The 17,742-nt window shown below is 72.7% G+C and carries 9 protein-coding genes, 1 tRNA gene and 6 pseudogenes; 10 read left to right on the top strand and 6 right to left on the bottom strand.

Features of this window, described 5'->3' with window-relative positions; all coding sequences use genetic code 11:
- Positions 1-30: 30 nt before the first annotated feature.
- The 3 genes and pseudogenes from J1792_RS02830 to J1792_RS02840 form a co-directional block, all read right to left on the bottom strand.
- Positions 31-933, bottom strand: a complete 903-nt coding sequence (locus J1792_RS02830; RefSeq protein WP_179199115.1) for a coiled-coil domain-containing protein — start codon at positions 931-933, stop codon at positions 31-33.
- Positions 934-1,096: 163 nt separating this feature from the next.
- Positions 1,097-3,639: pseudogene (locus J1792_RS02835) on the bottom strand (SUKH-4 family immunity protein).
- 8 nt (positions 3,640-3,647) lie between these two features.
- Positions 3,648-4,625 (bottom strand): SMI1/KNR4 family protein, encoded by a 978-nt coding sequence (locus tag J1792_RS02840; RefSeq protein ID WP_086574821.1) that lies wholly within the window; start codon positions 4,623-4,625, stop codon positions 3,648-3,650.
- 345 nt (positions 4,626-4,970) lie between these two features.
- Between J1792_RS02840 and J1792_RS02845 the strand changes: the two are divergent.
- A pseudogene (locus tag J1792_RS02845) lies at positions 4,971-5,500 on the top strand (YwqJ-related putative deaminase).
- A 9-nt stretch (positions 5,501-5,509) separates the two neighbouring features.
- Positions 5,510-6,015, top strand: a pseudogene (locus J1792_RS02850) (SUKH-3 domain-containing protein).
- Positions 6,016-6,036: 21 nt separating this feature from the next.
- Here J1792_RS02850 and J1792_RS02855 read toward each other — a convergent pair.
- Positions 6,037-7,390 (bottom strand): annotated as a pseudogene (locus J1792_RS02855) (sensor histidine kinase).
- Positions 7,391-7,641: 251 nt separating this feature from the next.
- Here J1792_RS02855 and J1792_RS02860 point away from each other — a divergent pair.
- The 5 genes and pseudogenes from J1792_RS02860 (at position 7,642) to pth (ending at position 11,492) form a co-directional block, all read left to right on the top strand.
- Positions 7,642-7,713, top strand: a tRNA-Gln gene (locus J1792_RS02860).
- A 116-nt stretch (positions 7,714-7,829) separates the two neighbouring features.
- The gene (glmU, locus tag J1792_RS02865; RefSeq protein WP_086572759.1) at positions 7,830-9,287 is read left to right on the top strand and encodes a bifunctional UDP-N-acetylglucosamine diphosphorylase/glucosamine-1-phosphate N-acetyltransferase GlmU; all 1,458 of its coding nucleotides are present in this window, start codon (positions 7,830-7,832) and stop codon (positions 9,285-9,287) included.
- Positions 9,288-9,360: 73 nt separating this feature from the next.
- A complete protein-coding gene (locus tag J1792_RS02870; RefSeq protein WP_086572754.1) occupies positions 9,361-10,338 on the top strand; it encodes a ribose-phosphate diphosphokinase in 978 nt (325 codons plus the stop codon).
- A 189-nt stretch (positions 10,339-10,527) separates the two neighbouring features.
- Positions 10,528-10,809: pseudogene (locus tag J1792_RS02875) on the top strand (50S ribosomal protein L25); the annotation flags it as partial.
- A 92-nt stretch (positions 10,810-10,901) separates the two neighbouring features.
- Positions 10,902-11,492, top strand: a complete 591-nt coding sequence (gene pth / locus J1792_RS02880) for an aminoacyl-tRNA hydrolase (protein WP_086572757.1) — start codon at positions 10,902-10,904, stop codon at positions 11,490-11,492.
- A gap of 84 nt (positions 11,493-11,576) precedes the next feature.
- On the opposite strand, the pseudogene ppc reads toward pth, so the two are convergent.
- Positions 11,577-14,299: pseudogene (ppc, locus tag J1792_RS02885) on the bottom strand (phosphoenolpyruvate carboxylase).
- 231 nt (positions 14,300-14,530) lie between these two features.
- Between ppc and J1792_RS02890 the strand changes: the two are divergent.
- The 3 genes from J1792_RS02890 (at position 14,531) to J1792_RS02900 (ending at position 16,859) form a co-directional block, all read left to right on the top strand.
- Positions 14,531-15,523 carry an acyl-CoA desaturase gene (locus J1792_RS02890; protein ID WP_086572751.1) on the top strand — a complete coding sequence of 331 codons (993 nt, stop codon included), beginning with the start codon at positions 14,531-14,533 and terminating at the stop codon, positions 15,521-15,523.
- Positions 15,520-16,218, top strand: coding sequence for a TetR/AcrR family transcriptional regulator (locus J1792_RS02895; RefSeq protein WP_086572749.1), 699 nt, complete (start codon positions 15,520-15,522; stop codon positions 16,216-16,218). The genes J1792_RS02890 and J1792_RS02895 overlap by 4 nt, the downstream gene beginning before the upstream one ends.
- 143 nt (positions 16,219-16,361) lie before the next feature.
- Positions 16,362-16,859, top strand: coding sequence for a MarR family winged helix-turn-helix transcriptional regulator (locus J1792_RS02900; protein ID WP_086572747.1), 498 nt, complete (start codon positions 16,362-16,364; stop codon positions 16,857-16,859).
- Here J1792_RS02900 and J1792_RS02905 read toward each other — a convergent pair.
- Entirely contained in the window at positions 16,818-17,609 is a 792-nt protein-coding gene (locus J1792_RS02905; RefSeq protein ID WP_086572746.1) for a response regulator transcription factor, read from the bottom strand. The two genes, J1792_RS02900 and J1792_RS02905, sit on opposite strands and share 42 nt — an antisense overlap.
- Positions 17,610-17,742: the final 133 nt, after the last annotated feature.

A 17,742-nucleotide genomic window follows, 5' to 3' on the forward strand; every position in this document is an offset into this window, starting at 1 on the left:
TGTCTCCCGGCGGCTTCCGGATCAGCCGGGTCAGTCCGCGGCGCCCGCGTCCTCGACCACCGGCTTGCCCGTCAGCGCCGCCAGGCTGTGCCGCACATGCGCCATGTGCGACTTCAGCTCCTCGCGCCGCTCCTCGTGCTCGCGCAGCACCCGCTCGGTGTCCCGCGCGATCCGCTCCTCCCGCACCCGGGCCTGCGCGATCACCGCGGCAGCCTGCGCCTCGGCGTCCTCCTGCCCGTGCCGCGCCGCCTCCTCGGTGTCGGCGTACCGGCGGCGCGCGTCGCCCAGCGCCGTACGCGCGTACTCCTCGAGCGCCGCCACGCGCGCGTCCATCGCCGCCTCGCGCTCGGCGATCTCACGGCCCGCCGCGTCCCAGCGCTCGGTGTGCTCCTTCTCCTGCTCGGCCAGGACGTGCGTCGTGCGCTGCCGCATCTCCGTCAGCGCCGCCAGCGACTCCTCACGGCGCTTCGTGACCTCCTGGGTCACGGTCGTGCACACGTCGTCGGCGACGGTCTCCGCGGCGAGCAGCGCCTGCCGCGCCCACTCCTCCGCCTCCGCCCGTACCGCCACGGCGTACTCGTGCGCCGCGTCGCGCAGGCTCCGGGCGTGGGCCTGGGAGCTCTCCTGCACCTCCGCCGCCTCGGCCTCCGCACGCTCCCGCAGGCCCGCGGCCTCCAGTTCGGCCGTCGTCACCAGGCCCTGGGCGCGCGGGCCGAGGGACTCGTACGTCTGCGGAGGCATCTTCGCGACGACCTGCTCCAGGCGCCGGACCTCGTCCTCCATCTCGCGGGCGAGGACGGTCAGCCGCGCCGCCCGCTCCCAGGCGGAGTCGCGCTGACGGGCGAACTCCGCCAGCGTGCGGTCGACCTGCTCAGGCCGGTAACCGCGGCCTCGTACGACAGCGAAACCGTCAGGAGACAGCGATGAACTCATCCTTGTAGCCCCTTATATCCGGAAATCCGGTATGCGACAGGTCCGGCGTACATCATTCCCGTACGAGCGAAGTGCCCTTGCCGCGACACTCCGCGGCGCGGGGTGCCCGCCCCCCGTCCCGGGGTGGGCGCCCCGCGCCGTCCGCGCACGTCTCGGCCGGCCGCTAGAAGAGACCGTCCCACATCTGCTCCAGCAGCACCGCCCACCAGTTCTCCGGCGACGACAGCGCCGCCGGGTCCAGCGCGGCCAGCTGGTCCTGAAAGTCCACGGTCCAGCGCCCGGCCTGCTCCGGCGTCAGCCCGTAGCGCCACCGCCACATCTTGCCGAGCAGCGCCAAAGAGCGCACGAACTGAGGAAGGCTCGTGTTGACGAACTGCGGCGGCGCCGGCTGACCGTCGGGCGACTCCATCGGCACGGCCACGATGTGGGCCGTCCCGTACTGGACGCACAGCTGACGGCCGTAGTCGCTGCCCATGACGAGGTACGAACCGGCGTCCGCCGCCGCCCGCACCCCGCGCTCGGCCGCGAGCTCCGCCAGCGTCGGCACCGGGCGGCCGGGCTGGGCCTGGCCCCAGAAGAACGGTCCGAAGTCGGCGGGAAGCCCCGCCCAGACCAGCGTCTGCGCGACGATGTCCGGCACGCCCTGACGGGAGACGGCCCGCTGGTCGAAGCGGAACACCTGCGGCCCGAAGGCCTCGGCGAGCTCCCGCCCGATCACGTCCGGCCCCACCGGCGGCGCCATCTGGATCTGCTGCGGGTGCGGCAGCGGCACCCGGTTCGGCGCGGGCCGCGCGGGCCCGTCCGCCACCTGGTGCAGCTCGCCCTGGTGCTCCACGAGGTGACGCACACCCTGCTGGCGGGTGGCGTGGTCGCGCCCGTAGGCGGCCGTGTGACTGATCCTCACCTGCGGCCACGTCTCGCGGATCATCCGCGCGCAGTAGCCGCCGGGCAGGTCGCACGACTCCAGCTCGGTGTGCAGCTCCAGCACCTGCTGCGGCGGCACGTTCATCGCCCGCAGCTCGTGCAGGATCTGCCACTCGGGGTGCGGGGTGCCGGGCGCGCTGCGGCGGATGATCTGCTGCTCGGACCCGTCGTGGGCGCGGTAGCGCAGCACGGCCATGTAGCCGGGCCCCACGGTGGGCAGGCCCGTGGGGGCCTGGGGGTAGCCGTACGCGGGTGCCGGGGCCTGCGGCGGCTGCGGGACCTGGGGTGCGGCGGGCACGCCGGGGGCCTGCGGGGCACCCGGGCCGCCGGGGCTCGCGAGCATCGTCGCCGCCGCGTGCACGGGGCGGGCGCCCTGCGGCGCGGCCGGGACACCGGGTACGCCCGGGGCCTGAGGGGCATGCGGGGCGTGCGGGGCGGCCGGAGGCCGGCCCGGAGCCGCGGGTGCGCCGGGCGGCACGGGACCGCCGGGGCTCGCCAGCATGGTGGCCGCGGCGTGCGCGCCACCGGTCGCGGGCGGCGCGGGGGCGCCTGCGGGGTCGCGGGAGCCGCCGGGGCGGCCATGACGGGCTGACCCGACTCGTCCAGCTGCGCGACCATCTGCGTCCGTACGTACCCACCGGCCGGAGCGCCGGGCGCGGCGGCCGGAGCGGCGTTCGGTACGGCGTTCGGTGCGGCGGGAGCGGCAGGCGTCGCAGGAGCGACCGGAGCGGCGGGGGCCACGGGCGGGGTCGCCGGAGCGGCCGGGCCGCCGACCGCCGGGGCGATCGTCGTGCGCGGCAGGGCGCTGCCCTGCGGCATCAGCGCCGTCTTCGCCTCCGGCCGGACGCTCGGCGGCGGGGTGTCGTCGACGTCCACGCCCGACAGCGCGGGCGTCAGAACCGTGGCGGGCAGCCCCACCACGTGGTCGTCGCCGTCGTCCCCGGACACGTCGGCACCCGCCCACGGCTCGGCACCGGCCGGCGCCTCCGACGCGTCACCGCCCGAGGGCCACTCCACCGGGGCCTGCGCGGCTTCCGGGCTCGCCGGTGCGTCGGCCGACACGTCGGCAGACGGCTTGGCGAACATATCGGCAGGCTCCTGCGGGTCCGGGACCACCGCGTCGGCGGGCGCCCCGGCTTCCAGCACGTCGTCAGGCGTGCCGGCCGGATCGTCCGACGATTCCGCGTGGTCCGCGTCGGTCGCGACGGCGGACGCCTCCCGCTCCGACACCTCGGAAACCGGCGCGGGCTCGGGCACAAGCACAGGCTCGGGCTCAGGCGCAGCCGCCGGACCGGCAGCCGCGTCGTCCGCACCGGACGCCGCGGCGGCATCCGCCGGGGCCTCGGCCGGGGAAGAGCCGGACGAGGACCCGGACGACGAGGACCCGGACGAGGACCGCCGGTCCGGGATGCCCATCGCGTCCGCCGCCTCCTGCAGCCACTCCGGCGGGCTCAGCAGGAACGACGTCGCGTTCAGGTCCACCCGCTTCGGCGGCTCCGGCGTCTCGTTCACCGGTTCCTCCACCGCCCCGTACTCCTCCTCGTACCGCCGGATCACCTCGCCGACCGGCAGGGCGGGCCACAGCGTGGTCTCGCCGCTGTCGCGCGCGATGACCAGCCGCAGCCGGCCGCCGTCGCCCGTCGGGCCGTCCTCGCGGTCCTCGGCCCAGACCACGAAGCCCAGGTCGAACTCCCTTACGCACACCTCACGCTGGAGATAGGCCGGCACGTCTCCGTTGACCCAGCGCTCCGCTCGCTCCTGCGCCTGCGCGAATGTCACCATGGCGCCGCTCACTCCTCCACCGGGACGGCGTACGCGAAACCGCCGTCCACCATCAGGTTGGCCACCGTCTCCAGCTCCGGCGGTCCACCCGCCAGACGCGACAGGAACGCGTCGAAGTCCTCGCCGCAGGGCAGCAGCAGCCGCTCCACCCGCTCCTGCACGGCCCAGCCGTCACGGTCCCGGGCGTCGTCGTAGGGGCAGAACCACACCGAGCCGATCGCCTCGCCCTTGACCTTCACCGCCAGGACGCCGCCCTGCACGAAGGCCACGCCCAGATAGTCCTTGGTGAAGTGGTCGCGCAGGCACTTGTTGATGTAGACGAGGTCGTTGACCGCGGCGTCGTCGCGCACCGTGAAGAACGGCTGGTCGAGCAGCAGCCCCAGGTCCGCGTCCAGCGCGGCGCCCACCGGAGCGCAGCCGCCGGCCGCCTTCAGGAACGCGCGGTAGGCGCCCGGCAGGCGGTAGCCGAGGTCCTCCTCGACGCCCTGCACCTGCTCCTCCGTCACCGGCAGGTCCCGGTGCGGCAGCGCGAAGTGCACCGGACGGGTCTCCTGCAGCGGGCGCGTGCCGCGCTTGTCCTGGTCGACGGCGGCGGTCGCCAGGCCGCCGTGGTGCCGCAGCAGCGCCTTCACCTCGGCCGGGACCAGCTCCAGCCGGCGCGTCCCCGCGACGTGGTGCCAGGTCCAGCCGTGCGGCGTCGCCACCGGCGACAGGCTCGCCCACAGCTCGTGGCCGGCCGCGTGCTGGGCCGCGTTGGCCGACACGTAGTCGGTCAGCCGCAGCTCGTCGACGCCGAAGCCCTCCGGCGGCTCCGCGATCTCCGCGGCCGCCCGGGCGTACGGCGAGAAGTCCGGGAAACCCCGGTCGTCCACGCGCACGCCCTTGGGATAACGGCCGCGCCGGACCGGGTCCGGGAAGTGCACGACCTGCCCGGCATAGGCCGCGTTCGGTGGCGCGGCTTGCTGCCCGAGCCGACCTGTCGTCATGGCGGAAGCCCCCTGCTGACTGTGTCTCCTACAGGACTACTGAAGACCCGGACATGCGGCGGACGCCGGGAACACTCGTGGGCGACAGCCTATGCGGTGTCGCGGGCGAGGGTCCCGGCCGCCGCCCGGCCCCGCCTCCGCACAGCCCGTGCACACGCTTGCAGATGCGTACGAACCCCCACCAGCCCCTGCCCTGTCACGCGCCGCCCCGCGACAACTCGTAACCCCACAGTGATCATTCACCGCAGGAGCACCACGCAAAACAGACCTGGCTTTCACAGTGGCCACCCCATTTGGCAGTCTGATCCCCGCAACAGGGGGATTGCACGGGAGGGAAGAAGCGTCATGCACACCACTCAGGACCGGCACACCGACAGCGGCACACCCGGCGACCCCCGGCTCACCTGGAGCTCCGCCGACGAGGCCGACCGGCCGCCCGCCCTGCTGCGCCGCCGCGACGGCATCCTGCCGACCGTCGCCGCCGCCCTGTCCGTCCGCGGCGAGACGCTCACCTGCACCGCCGGCAAGTCCGGCCAGCCCCCCAGACTGCATCCCCTCGTCCAGGACTTCCTGGACACCCTCACCATCGAACGGCGCGAACGCTTCACCGGCCGCTGCCCCGAAGCCGTCCTCCTCACCCGCTACCTGACCGCCCACGAACCCGCCCGCAGCAAACGCGCCGCCCGCAAACCCCTCACCCACGGCGACGCCCGCCGCGCCCTCAAGGGATCCAAACTGACCGCCCGCCACATCCGCGAGGACGGCGACCCCGCCACGGCGCGTACGCCCCGCCCTGCCGCTCCTGTACGGCCCTCCTCGACCACTTCGGCGTACGGCCCGTCGACCCCGGCGCCCCGTCCCACGGCAGGAACTGACGACCACCGATGCGCGCATTCGACCGCACCGCCGCCACCCGTTTCCCCGTCGCCGTCGACGCCGCCCTGCGCGAGGCCGGCTGGCAACCCGGCCGCTGGGACATCAAGGCCGCCGAACGCTGGGCCGACGCCCTGCGCGCCCACACCAGCCCCGCAGGCCACCGGCACACCGTCTTCCCCGCCGCCGTCGAGGCCTGGGCCGAGTTCGGCGGGCTCCACATCACCCCGCCCGGACCGGGCCGGCACATCGCCCCACGCCGTTCCACATCGACCCCCTGCACGGCCTCCACCTCGCCCGTACCGTCGCCGACCTCGGCCGCGCGCTGGGCACCGAGATGTGCCCCCTCGGCCAGGAGATGGACGGCCAGGCCCTCCTCGCCATCGACGCGCACGGCCGCGTCTACAGCCTGGACCACACCGGGGACTGGTACCTCGGTTCCGACATCGACCACGCCATCGGCGCCCTGGTCACCGGAACCCGGCCCTCCCGCCTCACCGCCCCCGGCCCCGCCTAGACCCCGGCCGGCCCCGCCCGGCTAGGGAGTGTCCGGTATCACCGCGGAGACCCGGAAGCCCCCCGCGTCCGTCGGGCCCGACACGAACACACCGCCGAGCGCGACCACCCGCTCCCGCATCCCGACCAGCCCGTTCCCGCCGCTCGGCAGCCCCGGGCCGGCGTCGGCGCCGGCGTCCGAGGGGCCGTTCTCCACCTGCAGCGCCACCTCGGCCTCCCGGTGCGCCAGCCGCACCAGCGCCTTGGCGCCCGGAGCGTGCTTGTGGACGTTCGTCAGCGCCTCCTGCACCACCCGGTACGCCGTCTGCTCCACCCGCGGCGCGTACGCGCGCTCGTCCCCCATCACCGACAGCTCCACGGCCATGCCGGCGTCCCGCGACTGCCCGACCAGGTCCTCCAGCCCGTCCAGGCACGGCCCGCCGTCCCCGGCGTCCCCCGCGTCGCCGGCCGCGGCACCCGCCGCGACCCGCACCCGGGCCGACGCCGCCGTGGCCACCGCGGCCAGCCGCTCCGAGTCCACCGCGCCCTGCGGCCGCGCCGCCCCGTCCGAACCCGAACGCAGCACGCCCAGCATCTCGCGCAGCTCCGTCAGCGCCTGCCGGCCCATGTCCCCGACCAGCGCCGCGTTCCGCGACGCCTTCTCCGGGTCCTTGAGCGCCACCGCCTGCAGCGCCGCCGCGTGCACCACCATCAGCGAAACCCGGTGCGCCACCACGTCGTGCATCTCGCGCGCGATCCGCGTCCGCTCCTCGTTGCGGGCCCACACCGCGCGTTCCTCGGCCCGCTCCGCCAGCAGCGACAGCTCCCGCTCCAGCCCGTCCGCGCGCTCCCGCAGGCTCTCCACCAGCCGGCGTCTGGCCCCCACATACAGCCCCAGCAGCACCGGCGGCGCCGTCAGCCCCAGCGCCATCACCAGTGAGAACACCAACGTCAGCCAGTAACCCGGCTGGTAACCGTCCTGGGCCATGTCCCGGTGGAACCGCGCGAAGGTCACGATCAGCGTCCCCACCAGGGACGCCCCGGCCAGCACCGCGATGATCCGCCGCGGCACCTCGGAGGCCGCCAGCGTGTACATCGACACGATGCCCAGCAGCACGCCCATCTCGGCGGGCAGGATCGCTATCGACACCAGCACCACCGCGACCGGCCACCGCCGCCGCAACAGCAGCGTGGCCCCGCCGGCAGCCCGACCAGCCCCCGAGCACCCCCGGCAGCCCCGCCTCCTGGGCGAAGCTCACCCCTTCCAGCGCGCACTCCAGGGCCGACACCACGGCCAGCACCGCATCCAGCACCAGGCTCCGCCGGCGCACCCACCACCACGGCCCGACGGGCGCGCCTCGCGCGCCCGCCTCCGCGATTGCCCCCGTTGTGGTCATACCACCCAGACTACGGGCGGGCGCCACCGGATTTCCGGGGCGTGCCACGGCATCCGGCGGCATGCGACGCGCCGGACGAGGTCCCGGAAAGGGGGCGCGGGAACAGGGGCCGCGGCTCTCGCGGCCGCCTCGTCGCCGGCGTGCCGAGAAGCGCCGAGCCGTACCGTCGCATTGAGGGCTGGTGGTACGGCATAGTGGTGGGGGCCAGCTCGGCGATCTAGACGATCTGTCCGGTTTGGCAATCTTTGCCATCCCCTGTGGTGTAATTGGCAACACTACGGTTTTTGGTGCCGTCTTTCCAGGTTCGAGTCCTGGCGGGGGAGCTCAAAGTTCGAATATCGGGTCCTGACCTCGCAGGTCAGGACCCGCGCGCGTTTCCCCCCTCTTACGCCCCGGTATCCTGCGGGTGTCCACCCCCTCGAAGCCGAAGGGCACACCCGTGAGCGCCAACCGCCCGGCAGCCGTCGTCGTCCTCGCAGCGGGTGAGGGCACCCGCATGAAGTCGGCGACCCCCAAGGTCCTGCACGCGATCAGCGGCCGCTCCCTCGTCGGGCACGTCGTGGCCGCCGCCCGGGAGCTGGACCCCCAGCACCTCGTCGTCATCGTCGGGCACGCCCGCGAGCAGGTCTCGGCGCACCTGGCCGAGATCGACCCGGACGTCCGCACCGCCGTGCAGTACGAGCAGAACGGCACCGGCCACGCCGTGCGCATGGGCCTGGAGGAGCTGTCCGGCAACGGCATCGTCCTCGACGGCACCGTGGTCGTCGTCTGCGGCGACACCCCGCTGCTGACCGGGGAGACCCTGCGGCGCCTGTCGGACACCCACGCCGCCGACGGCAACGCCGTGACCGTGCTCACCGCCGAGGTGCCGGACTCCACCGGCTACGGGCGCATCGTGCGGGACGAGGCGACGGGCGCGGTGACCGCGATCGTCGAGCACAAGGACGCCACGGACGCGCAGCGCGCGATCCGCGAGATCAACTCCGGGGTGTTCGCGTTCGACGCCCAGCTGCTGGCGGACGCGCTGGGCAAGGTGCGTACGGACAACAGCCAGGGCGAGGAGTACCTCACCGACGTACTGGGGATCCTGCGCGAGGCGGGTCACCGGGTGGGCGCGGCCGTGGCCGCCGACCACCGGGAGATCCTGGGCATCAACAACCGGGTCCAGCTGGCGGAAGCCCGCCGGCTGCTCAACGACCGACTGCTGCACGCCGCGATGATGAGCGGTGTGACGGTGGTGGACCCGGCGACGACCTGGGTGGACGTGACGGTGACGTTCGAGCCGGACGCGCTGGTGCAGCCGGGCACCCAGCTGCTGGGCGCCACCCACGTGGCGACCGGCGCCGAGGTGGGCCCGAACACCAGGCTGACGGACACCACCGTCGGAGCGGGCGCCCGCGTGGACAACACCGTGGCGGACTCGGCCGTGATCGGCGAGAGCGCCACCGTGGGCCCGTTCGCCTACCTGCGGCCGGGCACGCGCCTGGGCGCGAAGTCGAAGGCCGGCGCCTACGTCGAGATGAAGAACGCCGAGATCGGTGAGGGCACGAAGGTGCCGCACCTGTCGTACGTGGGTGACGCCACGATCGGCGAGTACAGCAACATCGGCGCGGCGAGCGTCTTCGTGAACTACGACGGTGTCAACAAGCACCACACGACGATCGGCTCGCACTGCCGCACCGGATCGGACAACATGTTTGTGGCTCCGGTCACGATCGGGGACGGCGCGTACACCGCCGCCGGCTCCGTCATCACCAAGGATGTGCCCCCGGGTTCGCTCGCTGTCGCACGTGGCCAGCAGCGGAATATCGAGGGTTGGGTGGCCCGTAAGCGCCCGGGAAGCGCAGCCGCTCAGGCCGCTTCCGCAGCTCGCCGGGAGACCGACGGCGAGCAGTGACCGTGACACCGGCACGCCGTGCGGGGCGTACCGTGATAAGCGCACACAAAGCGACATCCAAGGAGAATGTGCTGTGACCGGGTTCAAGACGACCGGCGAGAAGAAGCTGATGCTCTTCTCCGGCCGCGCCCACCCCGAGCTTGCCGAGGAGGTCGCGCACCAGCTGGGCGTCTCTCTCGTCCCGACCAAGGCATTCGACTTCGCCAACGGCGAGATCTACGTTCGCTTCCAGGAGTCGGCTCGTGGCGCCGACTGCTTCCTGATGCAGAGCCACACTGCTCCGATCAACAAGTGGGTCATGGAGCAGCTGATCATGATCGATGCTCTGAAGCGGGCCTCCGCCCGGAGCATCACCGTGATCCTCCCCTTCTACGGCTACGCCCGTCAGGACAAGAAGCACCGCGGTCGCGAGCCCATCTCCGCCCGCCTGATCGCGGACCTGATGAAGACGGCCGGTGCCGACCGCATCCTGACGGTCGACCTCCACACCGACCAGATCCAGGGCTTCTTCGACGGCCCGGTGGACCACCTGTTCGCGCTGCCGATCCTCGCCGACTACGTCGGCGCCAAGGTCGACCGCGACAAGCTGACCGTCGTCTCCCCCGACGCCGGCCGTGTGCGGGTGGCCGACCGCTGGTGCGACCGTCTGGGCGCGCCGCTGGCGATCGTGCACAAGCGGCGCGACAAGGACGTGGCGAACCAGGTCACCGTCCACGAGGTCGTCGGTGACGTCAAGGGCCGCGTCTGCGTGCTCGTCGACGACATGATCGACACCGGTGGCACGATCTGCGCCGCCGCCGACGCGCTGTTCGCCCATGGCGCGGCGGACGTCATCGTCACGGCGACGCACGGTGTGCTCTCGGGTCCGGCCGCGGACCGTCTGAAGAACTCGAAGGTGAGCGAGTTCGTCTTCACCAACACGCTGCCGACCCCGAACGAGCTCGAGCTCGACAAGATCACGGTGCTCTCCATCGCGCCGACGATCGCCCGCGCGGTGCGCGAGGTGTTCGAGGACGGCTCGGTCACCAGCCTCTTCGACGAGCTGGGCTGAGCGGAGTAACGATCTTTCACTGATCGATTTCTGGACGGCCTCCCCCGCCGGGTAGACTCCTCGAGTTGCTCGGCGAGGGAGGCCGCACCGTTTTCACGGTGCCGGCGGTCCGTTATCGACGCGCTCTTCGTAGCAGGCCTTTCGTGGGCCGGGTAACCGTCCACCACCACTGCTCACGAGGAGTGCACCATGGCTGAGATCCAGCTCACCGCCGCCGTCCGCACCGACTTCGGCAAGGGCGCCGCCCGCCGTATCCGCCGCGCCGACCAGGTTCCCGCCGTCGTCTACGGCCACGGCGCCGAGCCGGTCCACGTCTCCCTGCCGGGCCACGAGCTGATGATGGCGCTCAAGAACGCCGGCGTCGAGCTGACCCTGGACATCGAGGGCCGCACCGAGCGCGTCGTCCCCAAGCAGGTCCAGCGCGACCCGCTGAAGGGCTTCCTCGAGCACGTCGACCTGCTGGTCGTCAAGGCCTGATCCTCGGGCTCGCGGGATTTTTCTCTTCGACCGCCGTCCCGCTCCACCGGAGCGGGGCGGCGGTTGGCTATGAAGGAGACATGCAGATGACGGACGACTCGAGTCCCTGGCTGATCGTGGGCCTGGGCAACCCCGGCGGGGAGTACGCCGGCAACCGCCACAACGTCGGCTTCATGGTCGCCGACCTGCTCGCCGAGCGGCTGGGGGCGAAGTTCAAGGCGCACAAGGCGCGGGCGCAGGTGGTCGAGGGCCGGCTGGGCGCGCCGGGTCCGTCGAGCCGCCGGGTGGTGGTCGCCAAGCCGATGTCGTTCATGAATCTGTCGGGTGGCCCGACGGCCGCGCTGCGGGACTTCTACAAGGTGCCGGTGGAGCGGATCGTCGCCGTGCACGACGAGCTGGACATCGACTTCGGGCAGCTGCGGCTGAAGCTGGGCGGTGGCGACAACGGCCACAACGGCCTGAAGTCGATCACGAAGACGATGGGGCCGGACTACTGCCGGGTGCGGTTCGGCATCGGCCGCCCGCCGGGCCGTATGCAGGTCGCGGACTTCGTGCTGAAGGACTTCTCCTCCACCGAGCGCAAGGAGCTGGCGTTCGAGGTGGACCGGGCGGCGGACGCGGTGGAGACGCTGATCGTGGACGGTCTGGAGCGCGCGCAGGGCACGTACAACTCCTGACCCGGGCGACTCCTCACTCCGGATGCCGGTGCCCCCCTCGCCATACGGCGAGGGGGGCACCGGTGTGTCCGGGGGTCCGCCGGGTCAGCCGGTGTTGCGCAGGCCGGCGGCGACGCCGTTGACGGTCAGCAGCAGGGCCCGGGCGAGGAGCGGGTCGGGGCTCTCGCCGCGTTCGGCGGCCCGGCGCTGCCGGTCGAGGAGGGTGACCTGCAGGTACGAGATGGGGTCGAGGTAGGCGTCGCGGATGTGGAACGTCTGGCGCAGTACGGGGCTCGCGGCCAGCAGCTCGTCCTCGCCCGTGATGCGCAGCACCTCCCGCACGGTCAGCTCGTGCTCGGCCTTGATCACGTCGAAGACGGGCTTCAGCTCGTCCGGCACCAGCGTGTCCACGTAGTGCTGTGCCACCCGCAGGTCCGTCTTGGCCAGCGTCATCTCGACGTTGGACAGGAAGTTCTGGAAGAAGTGCCAGTGGTCGTGCATCTCGTCCAGGACGGTGTCCAGGCCGGCCTCGCGGGCGGCCTTGAGGCCGGAGCCGACGCCGAACCAGCCGGGGACGATCTGCCGGGACTGGGTCCAGCCGAAGACCCACGGGATGGCGCGCAGCCCGTCGAGGCCGGCGCCGGAGTCGGGGCGGCGGGAGGGGCGGGAGCCCAGGTGCAGCTCGGCGAGCTGGTCGACGGGGGTGGAGGCGAAGAAGTAGGCCGGCAGGTCCGGGTCCTCGACCAGGCGCCGGTAGGCGCGGTGGGCGGCGTCGGAGACGGTGTCCATGGCCGCGTCCCAGCGGGCGAGGGCCTCGTCGGACTGGCGGGGCGCGGTGTGCAGGGCGGAGGCCTGCAGGGTCGCGGCGACGGTCAGCTCGAGGTTCTCCCGGGCGAGGGCCGGCAGGAGGTACTTGTCGGAGATGACCTCGCCCTGCTCGGTCACCTTGATCTCGCCCTCGAGGGTGCCCCAGGGCTGGGCGAGGATCGCGTCGTGGGTGGGGCCGCCGCCGCGGCCGACGGTGCCGCCGCGGCCGTGGAAGAGGCGCAGGCGCACGCCGTAGCGGTGGGCGACGTCGCGCAGCCGGCGCTGGGCGCGGTGGATCTCCCACTGGGAGGTGGTGATGCCGCCGAACTTGGAGGAGTCCGAATAGCCGAGCATGACCTCCTGCACGTCGCCGCGCAGGGCCACCAGGCGCCGGTAGGAGGGGTCGGCGAGCATCTCGTCGAGGATGCGGTCGGCTTCCTTGAGCTCGTCGGTGGTCTCCAGCAGCGGCACGATGCCGATCTTCGCCCAGCCGGCGTGCAGGTCGACGAGTCCGGCCTCGCGGGCCAGGACGGCGGCGGCGAAGACGTCGTCGGCGCCCTGGCACATCGAGATGATGTACGACTCGACGACCTCGGGGCCGAACGTCTGCAGCGCCTCGTGCACCGTGTGGAAGACCCCGAGGGTCTTGGCGCCGGCCGCGTCGAGGGGGCCGGGCTGGGGGCGAGGGGGCGCCGTGAGCGCAGCTCCTTGGCCAGCAGCTTGCGGCGGTAGTCGCGGGGCATGTCGGCGTAGCGCCAGGACTCCTCGCCGAGGCGGTCGAAGAGCTGGCCGAGGGCGTGGTGGTGGGCGTCGGCGTGCTCGCGGACGTCCATGGTGGCCAGGTGGAGGCCGAAGGCGGCCAGGGTGCGGATGGCGCGCTCGAGGCGACCGTCGGCGATGAGCCGGCCGCGGTGGGCGCGCAGGGAGCCCTGGATGAGCTGGAGGTCGGCGAGGAGCTCGCCGGTGCCGAGGTAGTCGCGGCCCTCCTGGTGGGGGGTGTTGCGGGCGAGGCGCTCGCGGGTGTTGACGAGCTTCTGCCGGACGCAGGTGGCCTTGAGCCGGTAGGGCTCCTCGGCGTTCAGCCGCTTGTAGCGGGGGCTGATCTCGGGGAGCAGCTCGAGGTCGCGCTGCAGGGAGGTGAGGAGCTCCTCGGTGGCGCCGCTGTTGCGGATGGAGTTGGAGAGGGCGCCGCGCAGGTCGTCGACGAGCTCGATGGCGTCGGTGATGCCGTGCTCGTGCTGCAGTATCAGCACGTCCCAGGTGACGTCGGGGGTGACGTTGGGGTTGCCGTCGCGGTCGCCGCCGATCCAGGTGCCGAAGGTGAGCGGGCGGGTGGTGGCGGGCAGGGCGACGCCGGCCCGGTCGAGCTCGGCGGCGAGGTCCTCCAGGACGTCGCCGACGGCGCTCGCGTGGAGCTCGTCGAGGTAGTAGATGGCGTTGCGGGCCTCGTCCGTGGGCTCGGGGCGGGCCACGCGCAGCTCGTCGGTCTGCCAGAGCAGGTCGATGTTCTCGGCCAGGCGGAGGTCGGTGCGGCGCTTCTCGCCGGTGCCGGCGTCGGTGGCGTCGAGGAGCTCGGCGATACGACGGAGCTTGTTGAGGACGCTGCGCCGGGCGGCCTCGGTGGGGTGTGCGGTGAAGACCGGACGTACCCCGAGGTGCTCGACGGTGGCCCGCAGGTGGTCGGGGTCGGCGTCCTTGAGCTGGTCGGCGGTGCGGGCGAGGATCGAGCCCTCGGCCTCGCGGCGGGCGCGCAGCTCGCGGCCTCGGTGCACCTGCTCGGTGACGTTGGCCAGATGGAAGTAGGTGGAGAAGGCCCGCACGAGCTTGGCGGCGGTCTCCGGGTCGGTGGCGCTCAGGAGCTCGGCGGCGGACTCGCCGTCCGTACGGGTCAGGGCGCGCACGCGTTCGACGAGGTTGAGAAGCTCGTCACCCTCCTGGCGGACCAGCGTTTCGCCCAGAAGATCCCCGAGGCGGCGGATGTCGGCGCGCAGGGCGGCGTTGGTGTTGTCGGCACTGCTCACAGGTGCGGCTCCTTGCGGTGTTTCCGAGCACGTCTGGAGGGGTGGCGGACCGCGCTGTCCGACGCCCCCAGCATAGGTCTCCGCACGACGCGCGGTTGGCCACGGCCTCTTGCCCCGGCGCCGAGCCCTGCCATACTTACGAAGCCGTAGGTTACGGAACCGTAGCCAGAGATCGCGGTCAGAGATCGCGGTCGGAGACCGTGGCCAAGCCCCGACCCCCTGAGGGAACCCATGACTGCAAGCCCCGACGTGATCGAGAACGCGCCGCAGGCCCAGGAGAGTCCACTGCCGTCCGCCACGCTCGGAGGTGAGCAACGCCGGTCGGTCGAACAGATCACCCTGCTGGCGTTCATCGTCGTTCCGTTCGTCGCGTTGCTCGCCGCAGTGCCGCTGGCCTGGGGCTGGGGGGTGAGCTGGCTGGACCTGGGGCTGATGGTGGCGATGTACTACATCGGCTGCCACGGCATCACGATCGGCTTCCACCGCTACTTCACCCACGGCTCCTTCAAGGCGAAGCGGCCGCTGCGGATCGCCCTGGCGGTCATGGGCTCGCTGGCGGTCGAGGGACCGGTGGTGCGCTGGGTGGCCGATCACCGCAGGCACCACAAGTTCTCCGACGCCGAGGGCGACCCGCACTCCCCCTGGCGCTACGGCGAGACCGTGCCGGCGCTGATGAAGGGCCTGTGGTGGGCGCACGTCGGCTGGATGTTCGACCAGGAGCAGACCCCGCAGCAGAAGTACGCCCCGGACCTGATCAAGGATCCGGTCGTTCGGACGATCTCGCGGCAGTTCGTGCTGTGGACGACGGTCTCGCTGCTGACCCCGCCGCTGGTGGGCGGCCTGGTCACCTGGTCGTGGCAGGGGGCGCTGACGGCGTTCTTCTGGGGTTCGCTGGTCCGGGTGGCGCTGCTGCACCATGTGACGTGGTCGATCAACTCGATCTGCCACGCGGTGGGCAAGCGCCCGTTCAAGTCGCGGGACCGCTCGGGCAACGTCTGGTGGCTGGCCGTGCTCTCGTGCGGCGAGTCCTGGCACAACCTGCACCACGCCGACCCCACGTCGGCGCGGCACGGTGTGCTCAAGGGGCAGCTGGATTCCAGCGCCCGCATCATCCGCTGGTTCGAGAAGGCGGGCTGGGCGTACGACGTGCGCTGGCCGGACGCGGGCCGTATCGAGTCGAAGCGGAATTCCCAGGGGAAGGAAGATGCCGTTCACGCGGCATGATTGACAGCGTGGCGATCGACAGCAATACCACCAGTGACAAGGACCTGCCCGCGGCTCCGGCGCCCCGGCGCGCCCGGCCCCGCCGGGTGCGGATGACCGGCGCGGAGCGCCGTGAGCAACTGCTGGACATCGGTCGCACGCTCTTCGCCGAGCGGGGGTTCGAGGGGACGTCGGTGGAGGAGATCGCGGCGAAGGCCGGGGTCTCCAAGCCGGTGGTCTACGAACACTTCGGCGGCAAGGAGGGGCTGTACGCGGTGGTCGTGGACCGCGAGATGCGGCAGCTGCTCGACATGGTGACGGGGGCGCTGACCGCGGGCCACCCCCGGGAACTGCTGGAGCAGGCGGCGTTCGCGCTGCTGGACTACATCGAGAAGTCCACGGACGGCTTCCGCATCCTGGTCCGCGATTCGCCGGTGGCGCAGTCGACGGGCACGTTCGCGTCCCTGATCAGCGACATCGCCACCCAGGTCGAGGACATCCTGGGCCTGGAGTTCAAGGCCCGCGGCTTCGACCCGAAGCTGGCCCCGCTGTACGCGCAGGCGCTGGTGGGCATGGTGGCGCTGACGGGCCAGTGGTGGCTGGACGTCCGCAAGCCGAAGAAGGCGGAGGTCGCGGCCCACCTGGTGAACCTGGCCTGGCACGGCCTGGACGGCCTGGAGGCCAAGCCACGGCTGGTGGGACACCGCAAGAACTGACGGCGGTCACGCAGGTGGGCGGTGCGCGCGACAGGGCGCACCGCGCCCTTCAGGGGCGCGCGCTCGCCTCGGCGATGACACCGGCCCCTCCAGTGTCTTGACGTCAAGAGACTTCATGTCGACAGACCAACTACACTGATCCCATGGAGGACGAGGTCGATCGGCTGGTCGCGGCGTGGCGCCGAGAGCGCCCCGACCTCGACGTGGAACCACTCGAGGTGCTCAGCCGGGTCAGCAGGCTCGCCCGCCACCTCGACCGGGCCCGGCGGCTGGCGTTCGCCGAGCACGAACTGGAGCCGTGGGAGTTCGACGTGCTCACCGCGCTCCGCCGCGCCGGGGCGCCCTACCAGCTCTCCCCCGGGCAGCTGCTGACCCAGACCCTGGTCACCTCCGGCACCATGACCAACCGCATCGACCGGCTCGCCAAGAAGGGCCTGGTCCAGCGCGAGCCCGACCCCAGCGACCGGCGCGGCGTGCTCGTCCGGCTGACCACCGAGGGCCAGGACCGCGCCGATCAGGCGCTCGCCGGGCTGCTCGCCCAGGAGCGGGCGATCCTCGCCGAGCTGTCCTCCGCCCAGCGCGGCGAACTGGCCGGTCTGCTACGCCAGTTGACCGCCCCGTTCGACAACGTCCCCGGCTAGGTCCACCGGCCCCACCCCGGCCCGCCGCGCCAGCGCGACGGCGGCCAGCGTGGAGTGCACCCCGAGCTTCCCCAGCACGTTCTGCATGTGCGTACGCACGGTGTGCGGGGAGAGGTAGAGACGCTCGGCGACGGCCTTGCGGCCCAGGCCCGCCACCATGCAGCGCAGCACCTCGCGCTCGCGCGGGGTCAGCGACTCCACCAGCCGCTCGCTCTCGGTGCGGTGCTTGCGCGCGGCCGTCAGCTCCCGCAGGACGCCCGTCAGCAGGGCGGGCGGCAGATGCGTCTCGTCCCGCAGCACGCCCCGTATCACCGCGAGCAGCCGCGAGAGCGAGCAGTCCTTCGCGACCCAGCCCCCGGCGCCCGCCTGCAGCGCTCCCGCCGCGCGGCGGGGGTCGTCGCGCTCGGCCAGCACCACCGTGCGTACGCCCGGGTGACCCGAGCGCACCCGCGCCACCAGCGAGATGCCGTCCACCACACCTTCGGCCTGCCCGGGGCCGTCCACCGCACCCGGCGCCCTCAGCTGACCCGGCGGCTGTGCGCCGTCCGGGCCCACGGTGCCGAGGTCGGCGTCGATCAGCAGGACGTCGAAGCGCCGCCCTTCGCCCGCCGCGCGCTCGAGCGCGCGCAGGGCCGCCGGCCCGCTGCCGGCCGCCGAGACGTCCACATCCTGCTCGGCCGCGAGGGCGGCGGCGAGCGACTCGGCGAAGATGCGGTGGTCGTCGACCACCAGTACCCGAATACGTGCCACAACCACCCCCATATCCCGGAAAGCGAGGGCAGTGCGGGTACGGCGCCCGATCCGGAGCCGCCGCCAACGCGCGCACGGCCGCCGCCGTGCCCTGACAACCACCCCGCCCCGGGCGTCGTACCTGCCTGTCTCG

This window comes from Streptomyces triculaminicus, assembly GCF_017349075.1.
Lineage (GTDB): Bacteria > Actinomycetota > Actinomycetes > Streptomycetales > Streptomycetaceae > Streptomyces > Streptomyces triculaminicus.